Source organism: Trinickia sp. Z7 (genome assembly GCF_056498045.1).
In genome coordinates this window covers 327,180-345,776 of sequence record NZ_JAUEQW010000006.1, presented here as the reverse complement: position 1 = coordinate 345,776, position 18,597 = coordinate 327,180, and the positions used below count along the sequence as shown (strand labels likewise).

Below are 18,597 nucleotides of genomic sequence, written 5' to 3'. Positions count from 1 at the left end.
GGTCACCCGCAGTGGCAGGAAATCAACTTCGTTCTGTGTCATCGGTTGCGTCCGCAAGTTGTAGTTGCGGACGCAAGCCTGCGCTTGTTCAGCTTCCGATTCTAGGTGCGGTCAAATTCGCGCTTACCCAGTAGTAGACAGTCTCCTGCTTGGTCGGCGCCGAGAGCGCCGAGTCGATGGCGTCTCCGGCGTCGATCGCGGCCTCATAGATCGCCGAGGCGTTCGCGTCCGTGTACAGCCGGCCGACGTTGTTCACGGCGTTCACCGGGTCGATGATCTGCACGCGCTGGCTGAAGGTGCCGATCGCCGAATCCGGGTAGTTGTCGGTGAAGAACACCTTCTCCCGCAGGTCGGTGCGGGCGAGATAAGTGAAAAAGTGCTGTAGCGCCTCCGGGTAGTCAGAGAAGGACACACCATCGTCGGCGAGCTTCGCAAGAAGCAGTTCGATCATGAAAGACTTGAACCTGAAGTTGTCGTCGGCCGCTTTCATGCGTGCCGCCCAGAACTTCACCAGCCGGACCACTTGGGAGAAGTGGTCCGGCTGCGCGCGCTTACGCTTGCGGATGAACTCGAGGTGAAGAGGGATGTTGGTCTTGAGGAACGAGCCGTCGTCCTGGCTGATGAGGTTCCCGTACCAGTTAGTATCGCCGTCATAGAGAATCGGCACGACGTCCACATCTAGCCCGGTGCCCTTGAACGACACCGTCACGCTGTAGGTCTGCGGCTTCACCTGATCCGCCGAGAAGTTTGGGAACGCCTTGCGCAGCCTCTCCGCCAGGTACGCCAGGAGCGCCGACACCTCGTGCGGCGCCTCGGCACCGCTGATGTAGCAGGCCACGTCGATGTCGTTTAGGGAACGCAGCGCCGTGCCCTTGGCGAGACTACCGGCAAGCAGCATCTTCTTCAGCGTGAAGTCCGGGTGCTCGCACAGGTAGGTTTCAAGCCGCTCGCGCAAGCGCTTAGCCTGGGCGCGGAATTGGTCTGCCTTGTCCTGGGGCAGGTTAACCCTGTCCTGAGCGAAGCGTGCGATCTCGGCATGACTAACGTGTTCTCGGCTCATCGGTTTTCTTCCTCGGGAGGCATGTCTAACTCGACATACAGAACATGTCCAGTATATAATTATCAGAAAATATGAGTCAACTTTTTTATGGCTAACTAGACATGATCGATGAACGCACCCCCTCCAACCTCTTCCAGGAGCGACTGAGGGCGGCCCGAGAGTTGCGTAAGTGGAGCCAGAGCGAACTGGCCGAGAAGGCGAGCATGCCGCCTAGCTCGATTGCGCATTTCGAATCCGGCTCGCGAAAACCGTCCTTCGATACGCTCAGGCGTCTTGCGAACGCACTCGAAGTCACAACGGACTACCTGCTGGGCAGGGTCGACGACCCGACACTGGCACAAGCTGCTGACCCGCTCTTCCGAGATGTCAGCAAATTGACGGGCAACGATCGCGAGCTAGCCAAGGACTTCTTGAAAATGCTCGCCGAGCGAAACAAGCAAGGGAAGTGATTAATGACGAGCCTGCTGCTGCGCCTCAAACTTGCAAAACAGCGCGGCGAGGCCGTCCTTGCCGAAGAGAAGGTCACAGACCTGCCGGTCGACCCGTTCGCGATCGCCCAAAAGCACGACATCGTGGTGCAGGCGAAGCCAGACACCGAGTCCGGCGTGTCCGGCATGCTGCTACGACACGGGAACGCCTTCGGCATCCTCTACGCCTCGGACATTCCTAACGAAGGATTTCAACGGTTCAGCGTGGCCCACGAGTTGGGCCACTACTTCCTCGACGGTCACATCGATCATGTGCTGCCGAACGACGGCATACACGCATCACACGCAGGCTTTTCATCCGGCGACCCTTACGAACAGGAGGCGGACAATTTCGCGGTCGGCCTCTTGATGCCAGCGAAGCCTTTTAAGAAGCTCATGGGCCGGGCCCGGCTTGGCCTCGCCGATATCGAGTCCGCACGCGAGGCATGCAAGACATCGCTGACCTCCACCGCGATCCGCTACGCGGAACTGACGGACGACGCCATTGCGATCATCCTGAGCACTGGTCGCGTCATTGACTACTGCATTCTGTCTGAGGCCATGAAGTCGCTGCCGGACCTGATCTGGCTGAAGCGCGGCTCGCCCGTGCCAACGAACACGGTGACGGCGCGCTTCAACGCCGACGGCAGCAGAGTGACTCGAGCAGAGCACGACGAGGATGAGATCGATGTTCTGGACTGGCTCGGTGGCAAGCGTTCAAGCATCGTTAAGGAAGAAGTAATCGGGCTCGGCCGCTATGGCAAGACACTCACGGTGCTGTCCTCTCGCAAGATCGGCCAGGAGACCTATGCCGACGAAGGCGGCGACGAAGACGATCTCGTCGAGAGGTGGACGCCGAGGTTCAAGAAGTAAATAGCGTGCGCACCGAGTCGCACCAAAACGGCCGTCCATCAAAGACGGACGATCTCCACGGCCGTCCACTTCTTGCGTAGGTATTCGGCCACGAGCCTGCGGTGACAGTGATGCGGCTTGTTTTCGCTGCAAAGCAGGCATCCCGCGCGCGGTCGGGTGCTCAGTCGCCAATGCAAGGACCTATACTGAATAGCCCACTCGGTCAAACTCCTTTTAATTTTGGAAAAATATGTTCACAGCCGAAGATGCACAGTTGATCCAAGAGGTTGATGATCATGAGGTGCCGCGCACCGACCCGACCGATAACCGGATCGAGGGCACCTTGCGCCGTTCCATTTTCGATATGAAGGCTCGTTCGCCTGATGCTCAGACCACTCTCATGTCGATCATCGAACATGGCGATTCAGACGATCAATTCGATGCCGACGCCGAGACTTTGCGCAACAACAAGTTCGACGTTCAGTTGGAACATGGCTATCGTCCCGGTGAACCAGCGCGCTTCCATCGGTTTATCATCAACTGGCATTACAGCGTGACCGGCGGGAAACTGTACTAAGTTGCCTACTCCCCTCCGCCATTACCGAGCGTTGCTGCTGCGAAAATTCTCGATATGTACGGCGTGAGGCTTGCGACCATCCAGAGTGTCAGCGATCCAGGCCAAGCTATCGAACAGCCGGTTGTGGCGGCGACACCGGAAGCTCGCTTTCGTCGGTCTCAGCTCGGCATTCGCCCAAGGAAACCGTTTTGTCACGGTTACTCGTGCTAACATTTTCCTCGCAAAAACCCCATGACTAATCAGTCTCAAGTGTATTTCTTGTAAAACTTCGCCAAAGTTCGAATCGAAGCAAAGACGGTCAGCGACACCGGCCCTAACAACGCCGCGATCGGAATGCGCAATGGAGCTATGAGCCAGATGGTCGACAGCAGTGGGATCAATCCAAACATCAACAACCGCTTGGCGTGGTGATAGCGTGTCGCCGATTCGTGCCCTGCCTCAGCTCGCCGGATACAACGGGCAACAAGCCCATCAGCGAGGCCGACAACAACGGCCAGGACGAACTGCGGAAGCGTCATCACGAGCATCGCCGCGCGAATCGCAACGAGCTTTACGCCATACATGGCCACGATGACCGCGTTGCTACCGTCGCCGAACAGCAAGCGTGCGAATGCGGCGCCTAGCCCTCGTTGCGGCGCTGCACCCGCGAGGTAAGCTCGTGCGGATGCATCGATCCCTGTCCAACCGAACCACATCCAATAGAGCCCGTCAGCCGCCTGGCGCCCGATTTCGGGCGCTGTTGTCTCCGCAAGGTAGTAGCGCACTAGCCCTTGGATGGCGCCAACCGGATCCGCCCGCCAGACTGTGTACGCCGCAGCGAGGTCCGCCACGACAGCTAGGAACGTGATCAGAATGAGCCAAAGCGCGAGATGAATAGCTAGGTCCACGATCCAGAAAAAGGACTTTACGCCATCGGCGTTTGCATCGCGTTGTCGTGCGTAGGTCATCGCGCGTCTCGCCCGAGTCAGCTTACAAATCGCTTCCGCGACCTTTGATCGTCAGCGCCGACCGCCAACCCGATTGCACTTCGGGCGGTTGTCGGATCCAGTCAGGCGGCGAGTACTCACCCGACTCCCCGTTGAGCTCGGCACCCGTTCCAAACGGTTCATCGCCGGCTCCGTCGGCCGTGAGGTCAACCTCTTCCCCTGTGTGCGAATGAAGCAGGTACTTGGCACGCATGTCGGCAACCACGTCATCCAGCCCGGGAACGCCGCTTAGCTCGTCGTTCGCAAGGATCGGCAGCCGGACCTTAACCAGTTGCCCTCCCTCGATGAGCGCGAACGCCTGTCCCTTGGGCAACTGCATAAGGTCGGCCGGCTGGAGCATCGGTGCCTCGCGCACAGCGATCCTGTCGTGCGTCTGCGCAGTGAACGCGGTTCCTTCGCCGCGCTTAACCGCATCCGTCGCGCTGGAGGCCGGCGTCAATGACTTCACGTCGACCATCGGCAATTGATCTGTGAGGATCTTCGCGGTCGCCGGATATTTGACCCGCAGCATCACCAGCGTATTGAAGTTGCCGAAGATCTGTTCCGCCTTGGCCCGCGACCCTACCTTCGCTTCGAGATCGGCGCTCGTCTGCGTATACGCAGTCACTTGGAAGTCCGCACCGCCCGCCTTGTTGACGAGAGGAATAAATTCATCTCCCACTAGCTCGTTGAACTCGTCGGCATGAATTGATACCTTGCGCTTCTGCCCCGTCATTCCCTGCCCGTACGCATGACCATATTTGTAGATACGCCCTGCGGTGGACGTCAGGTCAGCAAACATGGCACTCCCGACGACGCTCGCCACTTCGAAATCCGATAGCGCATCCAGGCCGACGTAGACAATCCCGCCGCGATCAATCACGCGATTCCAGTCGAACACTGGTCGCTCGTCGTTCGGATCGTCATAGTCCGGCGACAGCAGTTCTCCCATCTTTCCGGAGGTGAGCTTCTCCAGGAGCGGATAAAGCGAAGAAACGAGCTTTTCGAAGTACGTCCTGTCATTGTTAAGCACGGAGGCTAGCCCATCTGCGACGGGCTCATGCCAGTTGTTCGTCTGCATCAGCGTCAGCAGTTGCACCGCGTAGAGCGAGCGTCCGGTCTTCTTCGCCCGTTCGGCGATATCCTTTCCCTCATCCGGCAACTGGTCGCGCCAGCCCAGATGATCTCGATCGAGCCAGAATTCGAGGTACTGAAGCGCGAGGCCGTCGATGTTGACCGCGTTCTGGTAGATCAGCGCATAGGTGGGCCGCATACCGAGCGCCGTCATCGCGCGCGCCATCACGTTGACGAAGCGCCACACAAAATCACGGAACGCCGCCGATTGCCCTTCGTCCGGAAGATTGCCTGCAATCCGCGTGGCGACCTCCGTAATCCGTGAAAACGTGCCGATCGGACTGTATCGAGCGGATTTGTCCGGGTAACCGAGATGAAAGAAGGTGAACTCGCGCTCCCGGCCGCATCGGCAAGCTTCCGCGTACATACGAAGCAACAGGTCGACATCGCCCTTGGGATCGAAAACGATCACAACGTCACCCCGTCGGATGTCCTGGCAGACGAGAAGCTCGCATAGCCTAGTCTTCCCAACTCTTGTCGTTCCCAACACCGCCATGTGTCCCACGCGCTCCCCAACGTCGAACCAGATTTCGCGCTCGTTTGGCTCGACGCCATGTAGCTCCGCCGCGCCGCCCAGATTCGGCAGAGGGGCCACAGGATTCCACCAAGCGTTCCGCCTTGTCATTCTCGAAATCCATCCATCGGGCCATTCGCGCTCAAGGTCACGCGCGCGCTCGTAAAGGCGTCCTCGCGCTAGCAAATGTCGGTTTTCTGGCTGCCGCGCTTGATACAAGCGCTGACTGTGCAATGCTGTCCAACGAAAGCCCTTACCGAGGAATACCTCCGTTTCAGACCATGGCACCTCGGTAGGGAAAAGTCGGTAGTCCCGCAACTGTCGCAAGTTGCGGCGAAATCGCATTAGGAAGAACGCTTGCTTGGCTCTCACGATCGCAAGCAGTAGGAGAGCCGCGGTGGCCAGTCCACCGGATAACGGAGTAACCAGGAACAGCTGCGGACGAATCCACAAGACCCCGGCTGCGGCCAACGCGATCAGTGAAGATGCCAGTTCGACCGGCTTGCGAAAGTTATTCTCAAGCGGGTACGCCATCAAGACCGCCCTCGTTCGTTCGCGCGGTCGTCGACTTGCTTTGATTGAATCAGCGCATTGGCGGGAGGAACGGGGTTAAAGAACCGCTCCGGTTCCGGCACACGCATGACCATCAATTGCCGGCCACCAGCACCCTTGATGTTGTAGTGGAGTAAGAACGATCGTGCGACCCGTTGGCCGGCGCCGGTTGCGCCAATCGGTTCGCCGGGAACCGGATACCCTGATTTCTGAAAATCCCTCTGAACAATCTTCCAGCGCTCCGGCTCTTTTCCGTCGTTTGTAGGCTCGGCTTCGATGACATCGGGATGCTCGGACGCGTAGTCCTTGAAAATCCCCGGCGTAACAAGCAGCATTCCTTCAGGAACGAAATGCACCCGTGCCTTCGATTCGTTGTACGCCAGCTCACCACTAGCGACGCCCTCTTGCACCCAAGCTAGAAACCGCTCAGCGTTCGGCCGTGGTTTCGCTCGGCCCATGACATCGGCCCCCGAGGCATGCAGCCGACGAGCCTTCTGCTTCGGGCGCACAGGCTCGCGCAACTGAGTCGGCACTTCGCTCTTTGTGCTACGAGCCGATTGATCATCCTCGAGCAAAGCAGACGCCGTCTCGGCATCGGGCAGATACACAGGCTGCTCGCACGCTGCATCGGCATCGTCGCGAGGTGACACGCGCGCAGATGCGTCGGCTGGCTCATGCCGCAGGTCGATATCCTCAGACCCTGCGCCGGCGGAGCATTGTTCTGCGACCGTCCGCTCCGCATCTGGCTCACCGATCGTGTTGCCGCTACCAGACCCTTGCATTTCAGTCGGCCCGCTTTCCTCACAGGGCTCCTGTTCGGCAGTTGTCGCCTCCCGGCCCGCGATCGCATCCGCAGCATCAGCCGTATCCACCGGTTTCTCAGCAGCGTTGGGCACGATCGCTCCCGTCGGTAGCGGCTGCGGATACCGCGCAGGGTCCGCGTACAGCTTCGATAACGGAAAGCGTAGAACGGTAAAACACTGGCGCCACTCTCCAATGGAGACGTTCACTGTCCAGATTGCGCCGCCATCCCGCGCTGGAACGAGCGCCGCGTACTCCTGCCAAATATCGAACAGTCGATTGTTGTCTGCCGGCACGCCCGCGGCGCCTGTCTCTCGGATCTCGTTGTCAGCGAGGTATTTGCGCACCGCTTCGGCGATCGTGCCTGCAACGAACCACAGCGATTCTCCATCGCAATATCCGACGGCCCCTGCGCGGTTCAGCGCGAGTCCGCCATCGGCCAGCAGCCGTCGCAAAGCTTCCATCAACCTTTCGATTAGTGGCACTGTCCTGGCTGTCGCGAATCTTGTCCGGGAACCATATTTAAGGTTCTCTGCGACCGACCGCCGGTCCGCGTCGCTGACAATGCGATGTATCGCGCTTCTGGTAACGGGGCCCGTCTCATCACCAGCGGGTGCGCCGTTGTTGCGCGAGCTAGCGTGCCCCTCACTGCCCTCGCCTGCAAGGTAGGCGTGGAGTTCCTCGACAATCGGCGGGTATTGCGCCAACCACGCCAATGCGGCACTCGGCACCATCGGCTGGATCAACATGCAAGCCAACCGCGTATGAGCGCGGTAGTTGCGCTCCGACGGCTCTGGGAATGAGACGCTGTACCACGCCGCGCCCTGTGCTTTCATACTCCCGCCGAGCGGTACCCAGGGCTGCGTGTTTTGTCCCACCATCACTTCGACCTTCAGATCCGCCATCACTTTGCCGATGTCATGCAGAAGCGCGGCGATCAGCACCGCGTAGCTATAGCGGGCGGCATGCTGCAATTGCTCCTGTGCATCCGCCCCAAGAGGCAATCTCCAAGCGTTACGCGCATGTACCGCGTAATACGCAACTTCAAAACCATGAGCGATCAACCCGCCCGGTTGCGCATGATGGTGAGACTCGGACGCCGGCAAGAGCTGCACAAATTCTGTGAAGCGCTGCAGCAATGGTTCGACATCACGCGCCCAATTCTCCGGTGCAAACCCGAGGCTCGCGCGGATCCGTTCGATGCGTCCGGCGAGGCCTGTGGCAGCGATCAGCGAAGCATGATCCAGCACCGCCAAATGCTGGGCCGTCGGCGGCGCAACTTGGCGGCGAGCGGGCGCGTTCCCAACAACGGCCGGTGTTCCCTTGGAGGCGCAATGCGTAACCTGCAGACGCGTCCTACGCGGTCCGCACTGCAATGCGCCGACGCCGGCAGCGCACACCACCGCGCCGGCGAGTAACCAAGTATCTATCGTGGCCATGTCATTGAAGAAGCCGCAACCTTCCTTGAACGATCGCCACCAATCTAAAAACGGCCGTCGCGATTCCTTTCGGTTGCTCCCGTCCGGCCAATGCACCCCATGCGGCTATTCACTTGCCAAACTACTTTCCGGCTGCTAGCTACCTCGGACAGTTCTGCACTGCGGGATCCCTTTCCGGCGCTTTTGGCCGATCGGCCTTTCCCTTTTTCCCCGTTACCTCGAGCCTCTTTGCCCTTAAGCCTTTGCGGCATTTAGCGCGTGAAGCGATAGCTTCCGAGCTTCACGCGCGGCCTTTGGATAGGGCCCTTCTCCTTTGGCAGCCTTGGTTCCCCTTCCCCGCCTCTCCCCGCCTTTCAGGTTGTGCCGCCTTTATATCTCCGCGTCATGAACCACCGTCGCTTCCCACATCAAATGGCGCTTAGATTCTCGCGGGCGGCTTGCAACCATCCAGGCGAAGAATCGCCCTCAAAGCTGTTCAATTGAGCCGTCGGGTTCCCCTGAACCGACACGCGCTGTTGCCCGCCGTAAGAGGCACTCCCTCGCACTCTTCGGCGGGCTTTTTCTTTACGTCTCTTCAGAAATGACTCCATGAAAACGATCGCCGACGCCCTTCTTGTGGCGTTCGCCGCGAATTTGGTTTCAGGCACAGCACACGCTGAGGCATTCACCGCTCCCGAGCGCGCCTGTATCGCCGATGCGGCGCACTACCACTATGTCAGCCCTCGGCTGCTAGAAGCGATCGCACGCGTTGAATCCAATGGAAACGCCCATGCGGTTCACCACAACACAAATGGATCGTCTGACATCGGACTCATGCAGATCGATACCGCATGGGTGCCGACACTGTCGCGCTACGGCATCCGGCCGGATGCTCTTTTTGATCCCTGCATAAGCTCGTACGTCGCAGCATGGCTGCTCGCACGCAACGTCGCACAGTTCGGCCTCACGTGGAACGCCGTCGGCGCCTACAACGCTCGCACCCCGCGTAAGCGCGTGGAGTACGCATCGAAGGTGTACCGCGCGTTAAACGACCACGCTGACACAGTCCCCGTTCGTCAAGAACCTGCGAATCTGCAACATGCCCAAATGACTGTTGCCGGGTCGACGCCGTGAACAAGCTCACCCTCGCTACCGCGCGCGAAGTGCTACAGGAATACCTCAGCAGCGTTTGGGCGCTTGCGCAAGAGGCGGGCATTCAAGAAGTGATGGTTAACCGCGCCGATGACATCTGGATCGAGCGCCTCGGCACGATGTTGCGTGTGCCCGACTGCCACGTGCATCCCGACGCGTTGGACCGAGCGATCACGATACTCGCCAATATCAACGCTAAAGAACAAACGCATCTGCTCGACGCAAGGCTGCCGGGCCTTCGCATTGCGGCCGCCCGCGCCCCTATAGCGATCTATGGCGACATGCTGTGCATTCGCAAGCACACGCGTCATAGAGTCGCACTGACCGACTATGAGAAAGCTGGCGCGTTTCGCGTGCTACCCGCTTCGGTGCGTCCCTCTTCCACCCGGACCAACGAGGCACTTCTTTCTCGCCTGTCGACAGGTGGAAGCGCCGTGCGTGAGTTCTTCGAATGGGTTATGCGCGAGCGCATCAACGTCGCGCTTTCCGGCGGTACGTCATCTGGCAAGACGACGCTTCTCAATGCCCTTCTCGACGCGATGGATCCAGACGATCGGACCATCACAATCGAAGACACTGCCGAGCTTCAGGTCCGACTGCCGAACTACATCGGCCTTGAAACCAACCACGGCATATCCATGCGCGAGTTGGTGAAATTCTCGCTACGCATTCGACCAGATCGAATCATCGTGGGCGAAGTACGAGGCGCTGAAGCCTTCGACCTGATGGAAGCGCTGAACACCGGGCATCCCGGCTCGGTTGTTTCATTTCATGCGGATTCCTCGGATACCGCCCCGGCGCGCCTCGAATCACTGATCCGTATGAGCGACGAGGGGCGACTTCTTCCGCTGGAAGACCTACGTCAAAAGATCGCCTCCACATTCCGCTTCTTTGTCCATGCCGCGCGTCACGGCGCTTCACGCGGCCCTGTCGAGATCCGCGAAGTTCTCGGAGTATCAGGCGGCCGCTATGTGACGCGGCTGCTCTTTTCGAAAATCGCAAACGAGGAATTGATCGATGCGTAAATCGCTTCTTATGGCTGTGCGCCACCTCTCAAAACGTCTCAGGGACGTAAAAGCGTTACTCGCATGGCGGCCTTGTTTTCCTGCGGACAAAGATCGAGATGGAGAACGCCGTCTTCGGCTAGTAGCTGTGGCATTGTGGCTTGCGACCATTCCGACATTGGCTCACGCAGGCATATGGAACGGCGGCCTATGCAACGTCTATCAAGAGGTGCTCGACAACGAGCTGCTTGAAATCGTGTCCCTCACCATGCTTGTCGGCTCTCTGATCCTGTGGGGCTTGGACGACGGCCGTCACAACATCAAGACGAGCATCATTCGTGGCGTCGCGGTCACCATGGGCGTCCTCAACATGCCGTTGCTTTGGGCGCAGGTCTTTAACCACGGCGCCGCCTGCACCGGAACAATGTAACAGGGTACCGAGCCGATGAACGAAGACCTCGTCACCAGTCGCGACGACAACCATGCCGACAACGGGTTGGCAGTCAAAGTCGACAAAACGACCCTCGAGCAATTTCGCCTTCTCGGCGTCGATCGGCCGTGGACAGTGATCGAGGTCGCAACCGTGCTCCTGGTCGCCATCGGCCTCAAGAATTGGTACGTCTTGGCCGCACCGCTTTTGACGCACCCCCTGCTGTGGCTATCGGTGCGCAAAGATCCTGACCTCATCAAATGCTATCTCCGGTACCGCAAGCAAGGCGACTACTATGAGCCGCGCCAATTTCAGTATCAGCGTATCAACTGTCGCCCCAAAGGTTTCGGGCGCGGAGCCCTTGTATGAAGCGTCAAAGCGCCCCTATCACCTCACCGTTTGACGCGGAATCGCTCGCACAAATCGCACGTCAGATAGACGGCGATCGGCGCGCGGTGGCGGAGCTCGTGCCGTGGCTGTTCAAGTTCAACGATCAGTTGATCGTCAATAAGGACTCGGCTCTCATGGCGTCGTATGCATTTACCGGCCCCGACACCGACAGCCTATCGACGGCACGCGTTGCTGAATTGGTCCGCAATGTCATCCAAGCAATGCGGCCTCTAACCCGCGCGCCGATCTCGCTATGGTGGACGGTCCATCGTCGTCGAACCAGCCGCTACCTGACGGCCCCGATGCCGGACCCGATCGCCCAGCGCGTCGACGATGCGATGCGTCGAAGCTTCAGTACATCGTCGAACTATGTGAATCGCCATACCCTTTCGATCTGCATGGCGCCAGAGGTCGGAATCGACCGGTTTGCACGGCGGTTCATGCACGGAGTCACGCACGAGCGCATGCCAGTTCTCGCGTCGCTCTGGCAAGGCGTACGCGCCACGCTGTCGGACCAATACCTGTTTGCGTACGCCGCCGGTGAACTTGCAGTCGCGGTAGATGCGTTCGAGCGCATGCTGGAGGGTTTCATCGCGTCCAATCCGGATCTCTGTTGCGAGCGATTGGAAAACGAAAAACTAGGCGCATTCCTCCATGCTTGCGCCTCCCCTTCGGCCGATCATATCAACGCTCTCGCGCTTCCAGACACACCAGCTCTGGATGGGTCTATGTGCGACGCCGAGATCATTCCGGGCCACGACTACCTAAAATTCGACGCGAACGCACGCTGTCGAATCGGCATCGCGACCGGCATTCCAACCGGACGCGAGTTCTGGCCAGAGACGGTCTCACCTATCAGTCTTGATGGGTTGCTTAAGATCCCCGGCGAGCTCACGATCAGTCACGTCTTTCGGCTTGCGACACCGGGCGCTGCAATGCAGTTTCTCAATCGCATGCGCCGATACCACGAAAACCGGCGCCTCGACCTCCGGGGATTGTTCGCTGCCGCGATCCGCGGCGGCGATGTCGAGCATGCGCCACGCCAAAACGAGTCGCGGCGCCAGGCCGCAGCACAAGCCAATCGGCAGGCCGGAAAGGTCGAAATGGCCGAAGAAACCTACGGCAACTACAACCTCTCGATCCTCTCCTACTCAAGCGTCTACGAATGCCCCATCGGCGAAGGTGCCATTCTGGAAGCCGATGCGCACGCTCGCCAGGAAGCGCTTGCGGCGCACAAAGCTGTCGAAGAGGCGCTTCACGCCGCTCATATGGTGCCCGTGCGCGAGACATTGCACGCGCTTTCTGCGTTCGCTACGACGATCCCCGGAATGTGGCGTGAATGCGCGCGTTGGTCATTCCCCGAATCTCGCGTCGCGGCTCGACTGTTTCCGCTGCGCGGCGTCTCTCGCGGCGACCCGATTAACCGGCACCTGACCAAGGAGACCGGCCAGCTTTGCCCCGCTCTTGCCGCTTTCCCTACCGAATACGGAACACCGTTCTGGTTCACCGCATTCGTACAAGACGTAGGCCATATGCTCGTGTGCGGCCGGACGGGCTTCGGCAAGACACTGTTCCTGCTCCTTTGCGCGACGCTGTTTCGAAAGTATCCGAACGCGTGGACGATCGGGCTAGACAAAGACCGGTCCATGCGCATACCGACCGTGCTCCAGGGTGGTCGGTATATGACCTTCGAAGCCGAAGCGAACGAGGCAGAGCGTGCAAATCTAAATCCGCTCAGCCTACTCGCGAACGCAACGCATATCGACTTCCTCGTCGAGTGGATAAAGACGCTCGTCGAGGCTCGCGCCGCTTATCGACTGACGGCCCACGACATGCGGGAGTTACAGGCGGCGCTCTTCGCTGCCCGCACTTGCGGTAAGCGGCTATGGCGGCTGTCAACCATCCACGCGTCGATCGCGGCAGGGCCGATGGCTGACGAGTTATCGCTATGGGTCGGAGATGGTCCCTACGCCACCTATTTCGACAACCTCGAAGACAGTTTCGAACTCGCGGCGGATGACGATTCCGGCCGCTGGATCTCGATGGCGACCGATCGACTGCTCGCCACACCCGTCACTGGAAAACCGTTTCTGGCGTACCTGGCTTACCGCATCGAACAATCAATCGTTGCGCGTGAAACAGCGGGGAAAATCGGTCCGACGCTCGTTATGCTTCCCGAGATTTGGCACTTGCTCGATGACGACGCTTTCTCCGAACGCATCGGTAATTGGATCGTCACAATGCGCAAGAAGCTCGGCTGTGTCTGGATGGACGCGCAATCCCCCGAGCAGGTGTCGACATCCAAGATCTGGCCGCAGATCCGCGACAACGTACTCGTGCGCGTATTCGTCCCCACCGAAAACCTGACGCCTTCGGCACGAACGGCGTATCAGCGTGACTTCGGACTGTCCGACTCGCAAATCTCCGTCATACAGTCGCTCGTTCGAAAGCGCGACTACTTCATTACCGAGGTCAGCGGAGCGTCGCGCCGCATCTCGACTCGCCTCGACGCCGAAACAATCGCAATCCTGCGCTCCGAGATGAGCGCGCAAGTCCTGTTTGACCAGCACCTACGCTCCGGTGCGGCCGACTGGCGCGAAAGATACATCGCGGCGGCTATCGAGCGAACGCTACGTCAAGCCGAGGACGACTTGGCCGGAGCCGATCATGCCTAACACCGGAATCCAAGGTCGGCAACTGCGGATGCGACGGACTCGGGCGGTCGCATTGCTCCTCTATGTGGTCGTCGTCTTTGCTGGCCCAGCGCGTGAAGCCCGAGCGGGCGGCGGCGGGATAGCCGGCGGAGGTGCAACGGAGGTCACACAACTGGCCAACCACGCCGAGTTGGTCTCCTCGGTGGCGAATGAAGCCCAGATGGTCGAGCAGAACGTCCAGGCACAGATCACTCGGCTTCAAAACCTCATCCAGGTGCCGGGCGGCCTGATCAACCAGACCTTCTCGCCTTACCGCTCTCAGCTATCGAGCTATCAATCGCTATTCACCGCTGTATCTCAGCTTCGGGCAGCCGCCAATTCGGCGAACTCCCTCTTCGGCAGAAGCATGTCGGAAATGGGCACAACGGGCATGACACCCAACCAGTGGCTTTCGGCCTACACCAACCTGGCGGCCACCCGCGGCGGGCTCTATCGCCAGCAACTGAATACGGACATGTCGAGCCTCGACAACCTAGCCTCGCGTGCGCAAAACCTTCAGCAGATCCAGAGCCAAATCCCCAATGTCACCGGCAACGTCCAGGGCCTGCAGATGCTCAATCAACAATCGAACGTCCTGGCGGGCGAAATGGTCGACTTGCACGCGTTGGTCGCGCGGCAAGTCGCACAACAGATGCAAGACCGTGCCACACAAGCCGACGTTCAAGCCAACGCAGCCCGGCTTGCGCAAGCTCGCGCGGCGATGGCCAATAGCGTCAACGGACAGGAGCAACAAACGATTCAGGGGGCACCAGCCTTGAATCTGCTGCAGGATCAGTAGTAACCGCAGCCAACGGGTAGCAACCGAGACGGAGGTTCACATGCTCAAATCGTTTCTGCTGTCGCACTGGATTGCCATCGCCATTCTCGCGATGCTCGCGGCTAGCGTCGCGGGCTTGCTGACCGTGTACGCGGACCGCACTCAACGCGAGCAGGCCGCCTTAGTGCGGGATCAACAACTCGCCCGCGAACGGGCCGACAGAGCGGCGGCAATCAACCGCAAGGAGCAGGAGACTATTCGCAAGGCCCCCGCTTTCAAGTTATTGCACGACTAGGACGATTGACATGTTGCTTCGCTGGCTCATTCTGCACGTCTGCATCACGCGCGCCGAGCTCAAGCTGGTGTTGCGCGCTGTCGCGGACCAGCACGAGTCCGAACAAGCAACTGGCGATGCGAGGAAAGCGCGGATCGATAAGCGCATTGGCAGGAGCGCTCGCCTCGCATTTCTCATGGGCGTTTTGACAGTCCATGCGGAGAATCCGCGCCTGGTTGCCGCCGCCGTTGTCGCCGTACCGATGGCGACCATGTTGCTCGTTCTTCGAGTAACCGGGCTTCTGCGCTGACACCCAGGCGGCACAGCCCAATGAATGACGTTCTGTCCGTTCTCAATACTCTCTTCGCGCTGATGCAGTCTCAGGCGCGAAGCCTGGAGACCGTGTTTCTTCCGGACGGACTAGATTTGCTGGGCACCCTTGGCCTGATCATGGCGGTTTGGCACATGTTGATGTGGGGACTCGACGGCGACTTTCCGAGCTTCTTTGCCAATCTTTTCCGGCACATCATCAAGTGCGCGATTCTCTTCGTGATGCTGATGTCATGGACCAGCACGGTTCACGACTATTTTGTCGGCAACATGCAGACGATGGCCAGCCGAGTCGCAGGAAGCGAAAACGATCCGGCAGAGCTTGTCCGCGTCCTCGTCAGCGCGGGCGCAACGATCATCGAGGACGCACGGGGCGAAGCAGCGCAGACATGTGAACAGGTGCCCGACACCACTCCGGAGGGCATGGTCATTCCCGGCGCCACGCACCTCGAATGCGGCACGTCGTCTGCCGATACCGGCCAAGGGTCAACAGGCGCACTCGGCTCGATTTGGACGCTAGTCAAGAACCTTCCGCTCATCCTGTTGGCATTCTTCGCCAAGGCGCTGGCAATGCTTGCGGTTCTGATCATGACGCTTGTATTCGTGGTCGTGGTGCAGTTCGGCTCGCTGCTGCTCAGCATCGCGTTGTGCCTCGGCCCCGTCTTAGCCCCGTGGTATTTGCTGCCCGCGACCGACTTTCTCTTCGACGGGTGGCTAAAGTTCACCATTTCGGCAGGTCTCTACAAGGTGGTCGCGTGGCTCATGATGGCCATCGTTACTCGAGGCGTACTTCCTGCAATTCGATCGATCACTGAACAAGCGGCAGCGCATGCTGGCACCAACCCGGACGCCTACTACGCTGCGAACTACCTCGCAGCGTGTGCCATGGCGCTTGTGGCAGGCATCGGCGCTTACATGATGTGGCAGGTGCCGGAAATCGCGAAGGGGCTTGTTACCGGCAGCGGCGGAGGTGGACTCGGTGGTTTCGGCCGAGGCTTTATCGCAAGAAGAGTCATCTCGGGACAAAAGAGATGACCCAGTGCCGATCAATCCGGATGCCGATGATGCAGTCGTTCCGATTGCTGCATCGTGTAGTACCCGTCCCAATCTTCATCCTGACGGCGAATGTCGTCGCGAGGATCCTCTTGTCGCCGCGTGTTGATCAACACAAGCACCGCCGCGACGATCAAGCCCGTCAGCCACAGGGCCCAGTTCAATTGGTCGATCCCCACTTGCGATACGACGTACCCGGCAAATCCGAAGATCGGCAAGACGAAATACAAAAGAATGATTTTGGCGCGTTCCATCACATCACTCCGCTGGCTGCCTGTTGCATTTGCAGTCTAGGCCGCGAGGCTTTGATATGACAAGGAGTCGCGTCAACAATGTTCGAGTGGATAGGTAGTAAAACGATCGCTTACCCCGACGGGGAAGAATCGTTGGAGCCGGGTGCGCTGGCCCCGTCTTCGGCGAGAGACAAGTCCCGATCGCAAACGGACCGAGGTGTCTCCGCGTGGTTTGCCGCGTTTCAGCGCCCCATATGGGAAAAAAGGCTCGCGATCAAAGTCGCGACGTTATTTGCGCTAATCGCCATGGCCGAGGGCGCGGCGCTCGTCGTTCAGTCCGCGCATAGCGGACCAAAGCCCTACTTCGTCGAGCACGACCCCAAATCCGGCGCCGTATGGCGGTCGGACCGATATGCGCGCGACTACACACCCGATTCGGGAAACAAGCGCTACTTCCTCGTGAAATGGGCGTCGCGCGTTTTCACTATCGAAGCGGACACGCAGGATACGCTGACACGTGAAATACCGGCGGCATCCGCTTGGACATCCGGCGCCGCCACCAAAGAGCTCGAGACGTACATCACGCAAACGGATCCCGTCGCTCGGCGCGTGGTCGACACGCCCGGGCTGACGCGGCAGTTCATTGAGAACTCGACGTCGTTCTCGCCTGACGGTCGCCAGGCTTACATGATCGTGACGCTTGTAGAAAGCGTGGGCGGAAAGCCCCAACCGCCGAAGCAGTTGCTCCTGACGATCGACTCCCTCTTCGCACCAGAGCAACTACGCCCCGGCGAGGAAAAGGACAATCCCCTGGGGCTTCGCATCACGCATTTCACCGTCACGCCCTATACCGGCGTAAATCCCGGAGTAACGCAATGAAGTTGATGACGCTATCGAGAGCAGCGCGCCTTGCGATCGCACTGACTGCTGCGATGTCCGCTTGTGCAGCTCACGCGCAGGCGAGCGCCCCTATCCCAGTCTCGGATTCAGCGATCGACGCCGCAAAGACAGCGCACGTTGAGAAGCCGCTACGGCCCTCTCCAGCCGCCTTGGCCGGAGGGAACAGGAAGAGCATCGTCCCTCGTACGATTTCCAAATCGTGCGCGCCGCATGGTCCGACGGCGGCCGTCGGCGATCGATCACTCGTCAGCTACGACTACGATCCAGACTGCACCTTCCTCGTGCGGCTAAGGACTGACCAAGAGACGCATATCGTCTTCGCGCCTGACGAAGAAGTCGTTGGTGTCTACCTATCGAACACAGGCAAGCGTTGGCTGTATCACACGGCAATAACAAAGCGAGACCTTTTCATCGAGGCGCGCCTCGGCGCACTATCAAATGCGGCCACGATCATTACGAGCCGCCGACGCTATGAGCTCGAGCTACGCTCGACGGATTCCGGCTCGTTCAACCATCGCGTCTCGTGGGACTATGGCGACAATGACGCGGGCGCCGCAACAAAAGACTCGCCCTTCGGGGTCGAGTATGGCAACAACGTCCCGGCCACACCACACCGTGATGGTGATAGCGGGTCCGGCCCACGGATCGATTTGACTCATGCGAACTTCGACTACAAGGTCGAAGGCGATGCTCCATTTACCCCAACCCTCGTTGTCGACAACGGGCGCTTCACGTACCTGCAGCTGCCGCACAATGCTCGACTGCCGGCGGTCATGGTGCTGGACAGCCACGGCGACGGTGAAATCACGGACCTCATCTCGCTAGGCAACGACATCTACGAAGTACCGCAAATTACCGAATACGGGCTGCTGCTGGAGCGCGACAAGGTAAAGGTTCGCATCTACAACCAGAATCGAGATCGTTGCGGCACGCACGGCTGTACCCACAGCAACGATACATATCGACAGTCAGACGGCGACTCGCGCAACGCGAGCTTGTACGGCAGATCCTGAGGAAGGC

Annotated in this window: 20 protein-coding genes; 14 read left to right on the top strand and 6 right to left on the bottom strand. The window is 59.5% G+C overall.

All coding sequences use genetic code 11. From position 1 onward, the window contains the following. Positions 1-88: 88 nt before the first annotated feature. Positions 89-1,060, bottom strand: a complete 972-nt coding sequence (locus tag QQS38_RS13980; protein WP_479645963.1) for a CBASS oligonucleotide cyclase — start codon at positions 1,058-1,060, stop codon at positions 89-91. 101 nt (positions 1,061-1,161) lie between these two features. Between QQS38_RS13980 and QQS38_RS13975 the strand changes: the two genes are divergently transcribed. Continuing rightward, on the top strand, positions 1,162-1,509 hold the full coding sequence (locus QQS38_RS13975) for a helix-turn-helix domain-containing protein (RefSeq protein ID WP_479645962.1): 348 nt from the start codon (positions 1,162-1,164) through the stop codon (positions 1,507-1,509). Between the two features lie 3 nt (positions 1,510-1,512). Continuing rightward, entirely contained in the window at positions 1,513-2,400 is an 888-nt protein-coding gene (locus QQS38_RS13970; protein ID WP_479645961.1) for an ImmA/IrrE family metallo-endopeptidase, read from the top strand. 38 nt (positions 2,401-2,438) lie between these two features. On the opposite strand, the gene QQS38_RS13965 is transcribed toward QQS38_RS13970, so the two are convergent. Continuing rightward, positions 2,439-2,576: a DUF488 family protein gene (locus QQS38_RS13965; protein WP_479645960.1), complete on the bottom strand. Its 138-nt coding sequence runs from the start codon at positions 2,574-2,576 to the stop codon at positions 2,439-2,441. A gap of 53 nt (positions 2,577-2,629) precedes the next feature. On the opposite strand from QQS38_RS13965, the gene QQS38_RS13960 reads away from it, so the two are divergent. Beyond that, positions 2,630-2,956, top strand: a complete 327-nt coding sequence (locus tag QQS38_RS13960; protein WP_479645959.1) for a hypothetical protein — start codon at positions 2,630-2,632, stop codon at positions 2,954-2,956. Positions 2,957-3,201: 245 nt separating this feature from the next. On the opposite strand, the gene QQS38_RS13955 is transcribed toward QQS38_RS13960, so the two are convergent. Genes QQS38_RS13955 through mobH form a run of 3 tightly spaced genes read right to left on the bottom strand, consistent with a single transcriptional unit; the run spans position 3,202 to position 8,457 of the window. Continuing rightward, positions 3,202-3,903 carry an IncC plasmid conjugative DNA transfer DtrJ family protein gene (locus tag QQS38_RS13955; protein ID WP_479645958.1) on the bottom strand — a complete coding sequence of 234 codons (702 nt, stop codon included), beginning with the start codon at positions 3,901-3,903 and terminating at the stop codon, positions 3,202-3,204. 22 nt (positions 3,904-3,925) lie between these two features. Then, a complete protein-coding gene (gene traD / locus QQS38_RS13950; protein WP_479645957.1) occupies positions 3,926-6,103 on the bottom strand; it encodes a type IV conjugative transfer system coupling protein TraD in 2,178 nt (725 codons plus the stop codon). After that, positions 6,103-8,457 (bottom strand): MobH family relaxase, encoded by a 2,355-nt coding sequence (gene mobH, locus QQS38_RS13945; RefSeq protein WP_479645956.1) that lies wholly within the window; start codon positions 8,455-8,457, stop codon positions 6,103-6,105. The genes traD and mobH overlap by 1 nt, the downstream gene beginning before the upstream one ends. A gap of 492 nt (positions 8,458-8,949) precedes the next feature. Between mobH and QQS38_RS13940 the strand changes: the two genes are divergently transcribed. The 9 genes from QQS38_RS13940 to QQS38_RS13900 are packed head-to-tail and all read left to right on the top strand — an operon-like array spanning position 8,950 to position 16,426. Then, positions 8,950-9,474, top strand: a complete 525-nt coding sequence (locus tag QQS38_RS13940) for a lytic transglycosylase domain-containing protein (protein ID WP_479645955.1) — start codon at positions 8,950-8,952, stop codon at positions 9,472-9,474. Continuing rightward, the gene (locus QQS38_RS13935) at positions 9,471-10,517 is read left to right on the top strand and encodes a CpaF family protein (protein ID WP_479645954.1); all 1,047 of its coding nucleotides are present in this window, start codon (positions 9,471-9,473) and stop codon (positions 10,515-10,517) included. The genes QQS38_RS13940 and QQS38_RS13935 overlap by 4 nt, the downstream gene beginning before the upstream one ends. Continuing rightward, on the top strand, positions 10,510-10,926 hold the full coding sequence (locus QQS38_RS13930; RefSeq protein ID WP_479645953.1) for a hypothetical protein: 417 nt from the start codon (positions 10,510-10,512) through the stop codon (positions 10,924-10,926). Before QQS38_RS13935 ends, QQS38_RS13930 begins: the two co-directional genes overlap by 8 nt. Positions 10,927-10,941: 15 nt before the next feature. Beyond that, the gene (locus QQS38_RS13925; protein ID WP_479645952.1) at positions 10,942-11,295 is read left to right on the top strand and encodes a VirB3 family type IV secretion system protein; all 354 of its coding nucleotides are present in this window, start codon (positions 10,942-10,944) and stop codon (positions 11,293-11,295) included. Further along, on the top strand, positions 11,292-13,991 hold the full coding sequence (locus QQS38_RS13920; protein ID WP_479645951.1) for a VirB4 family type IV secretion system protein: 2,700 nt from the start codon (positions 11,292-11,294) through the stop codon (positions 13,989-13,991). The genes QQS38_RS13925 and QQS38_RS13920 overlap by 4 nt, the downstream gene beginning before the upstream one ends. Then, positions 13,984-14,808, top strand: coding sequence for a conjugal transfer protein TrbJ (locus tag QQS38_RS13915; protein WP_479645950.1), 825 nt, complete (start codon positions 13,984-13,986; stop codon positions 14,806-14,808). Before QQS38_RS13920 ends, QQS38_RS13915 begins: the two co-directional genes overlap by 8 nt. A gap of 40 nt (positions 14,809-14,848) precedes the next feature. After that, entirely contained in the window at positions 14,849-15,082 is a 234-nt protein-coding gene (locus tag QQS38_RS13910) for a hypothetical protein (protein ID WP_479645949.1), read from the top strand. A gap of 10 nt (positions 15,083-15,092) precedes the next feature. Next, positions 15,093-15,371, top strand: a complete 279-nt coding sequence (locus QQS38_RS13905; protein WP_479645948.1) for a hypothetical protein — start codon at positions 15,093-15,095, stop codon at positions 15,369-15,371. 20 nt (positions 15,372-15,391) lie between these two features. After that, complete coding sequence (locus tag QQS38_RS13900; protein ID WP_479645947.1) at positions 15,392-16,426, top strand: type IV secretion system protein; 1,035 nt, start codon at positions 15,392-15,394, stop codon at positions 16,424-16,426. An 11-nt stretch (positions 16,427-16,437) separates the two neighbouring features. On the opposite strand, the gene QQS38_RS13895 is transcribed toward QQS38_RS13900, so the two are convergent. Then, positions 16,438-16,698: a hypothetical protein gene (locus tag QQS38_RS13895; RefSeq protein ID WP_479645946.1), complete on the bottom strand. Its 261-nt coding sequence runs from the start codon at positions 16,696-16,698 to the stop codon at positions 16,438-16,440. 78 nt (positions 16,699-16,776) lie between these two features. Here QQS38_RS13895 and QQS38_RS13890 point away from each other — a divergent pair, with 78 nt between their 5' ends. Together QQS38_RS13890 and QQS38_RS13885 are read left to right on the top strand one after the other, a co-directional pair. Beyond that, positions 16,777-17,556: a VirB8/TrbF family protein gene (locus tag QQS38_RS13890; RefSeq protein ID WP_479645945.1), complete on the top strand. Its 780-nt coding sequence runs from the start codon at positions 16,777-16,779 to the stop codon at positions 17,554-17,556. Next, positions 17,553-18,590, top strand: coding sequence for a TrbG/VirB9 family P-type conjugative transfer protein (locus QQS38_RS13885; RefSeq protein WP_479645944.1), 1,038 nt, complete (start codon positions 17,553-17,555; stop codon positions 18,588-18,590). The genes QQS38_RS13890 and QQS38_RS13885 overlap by 4 nt, the downstream gene beginning before the upstream one ends. The last annotated feature ends 7 nt before the right edge of the window (positions 18,591-18,597 follow it).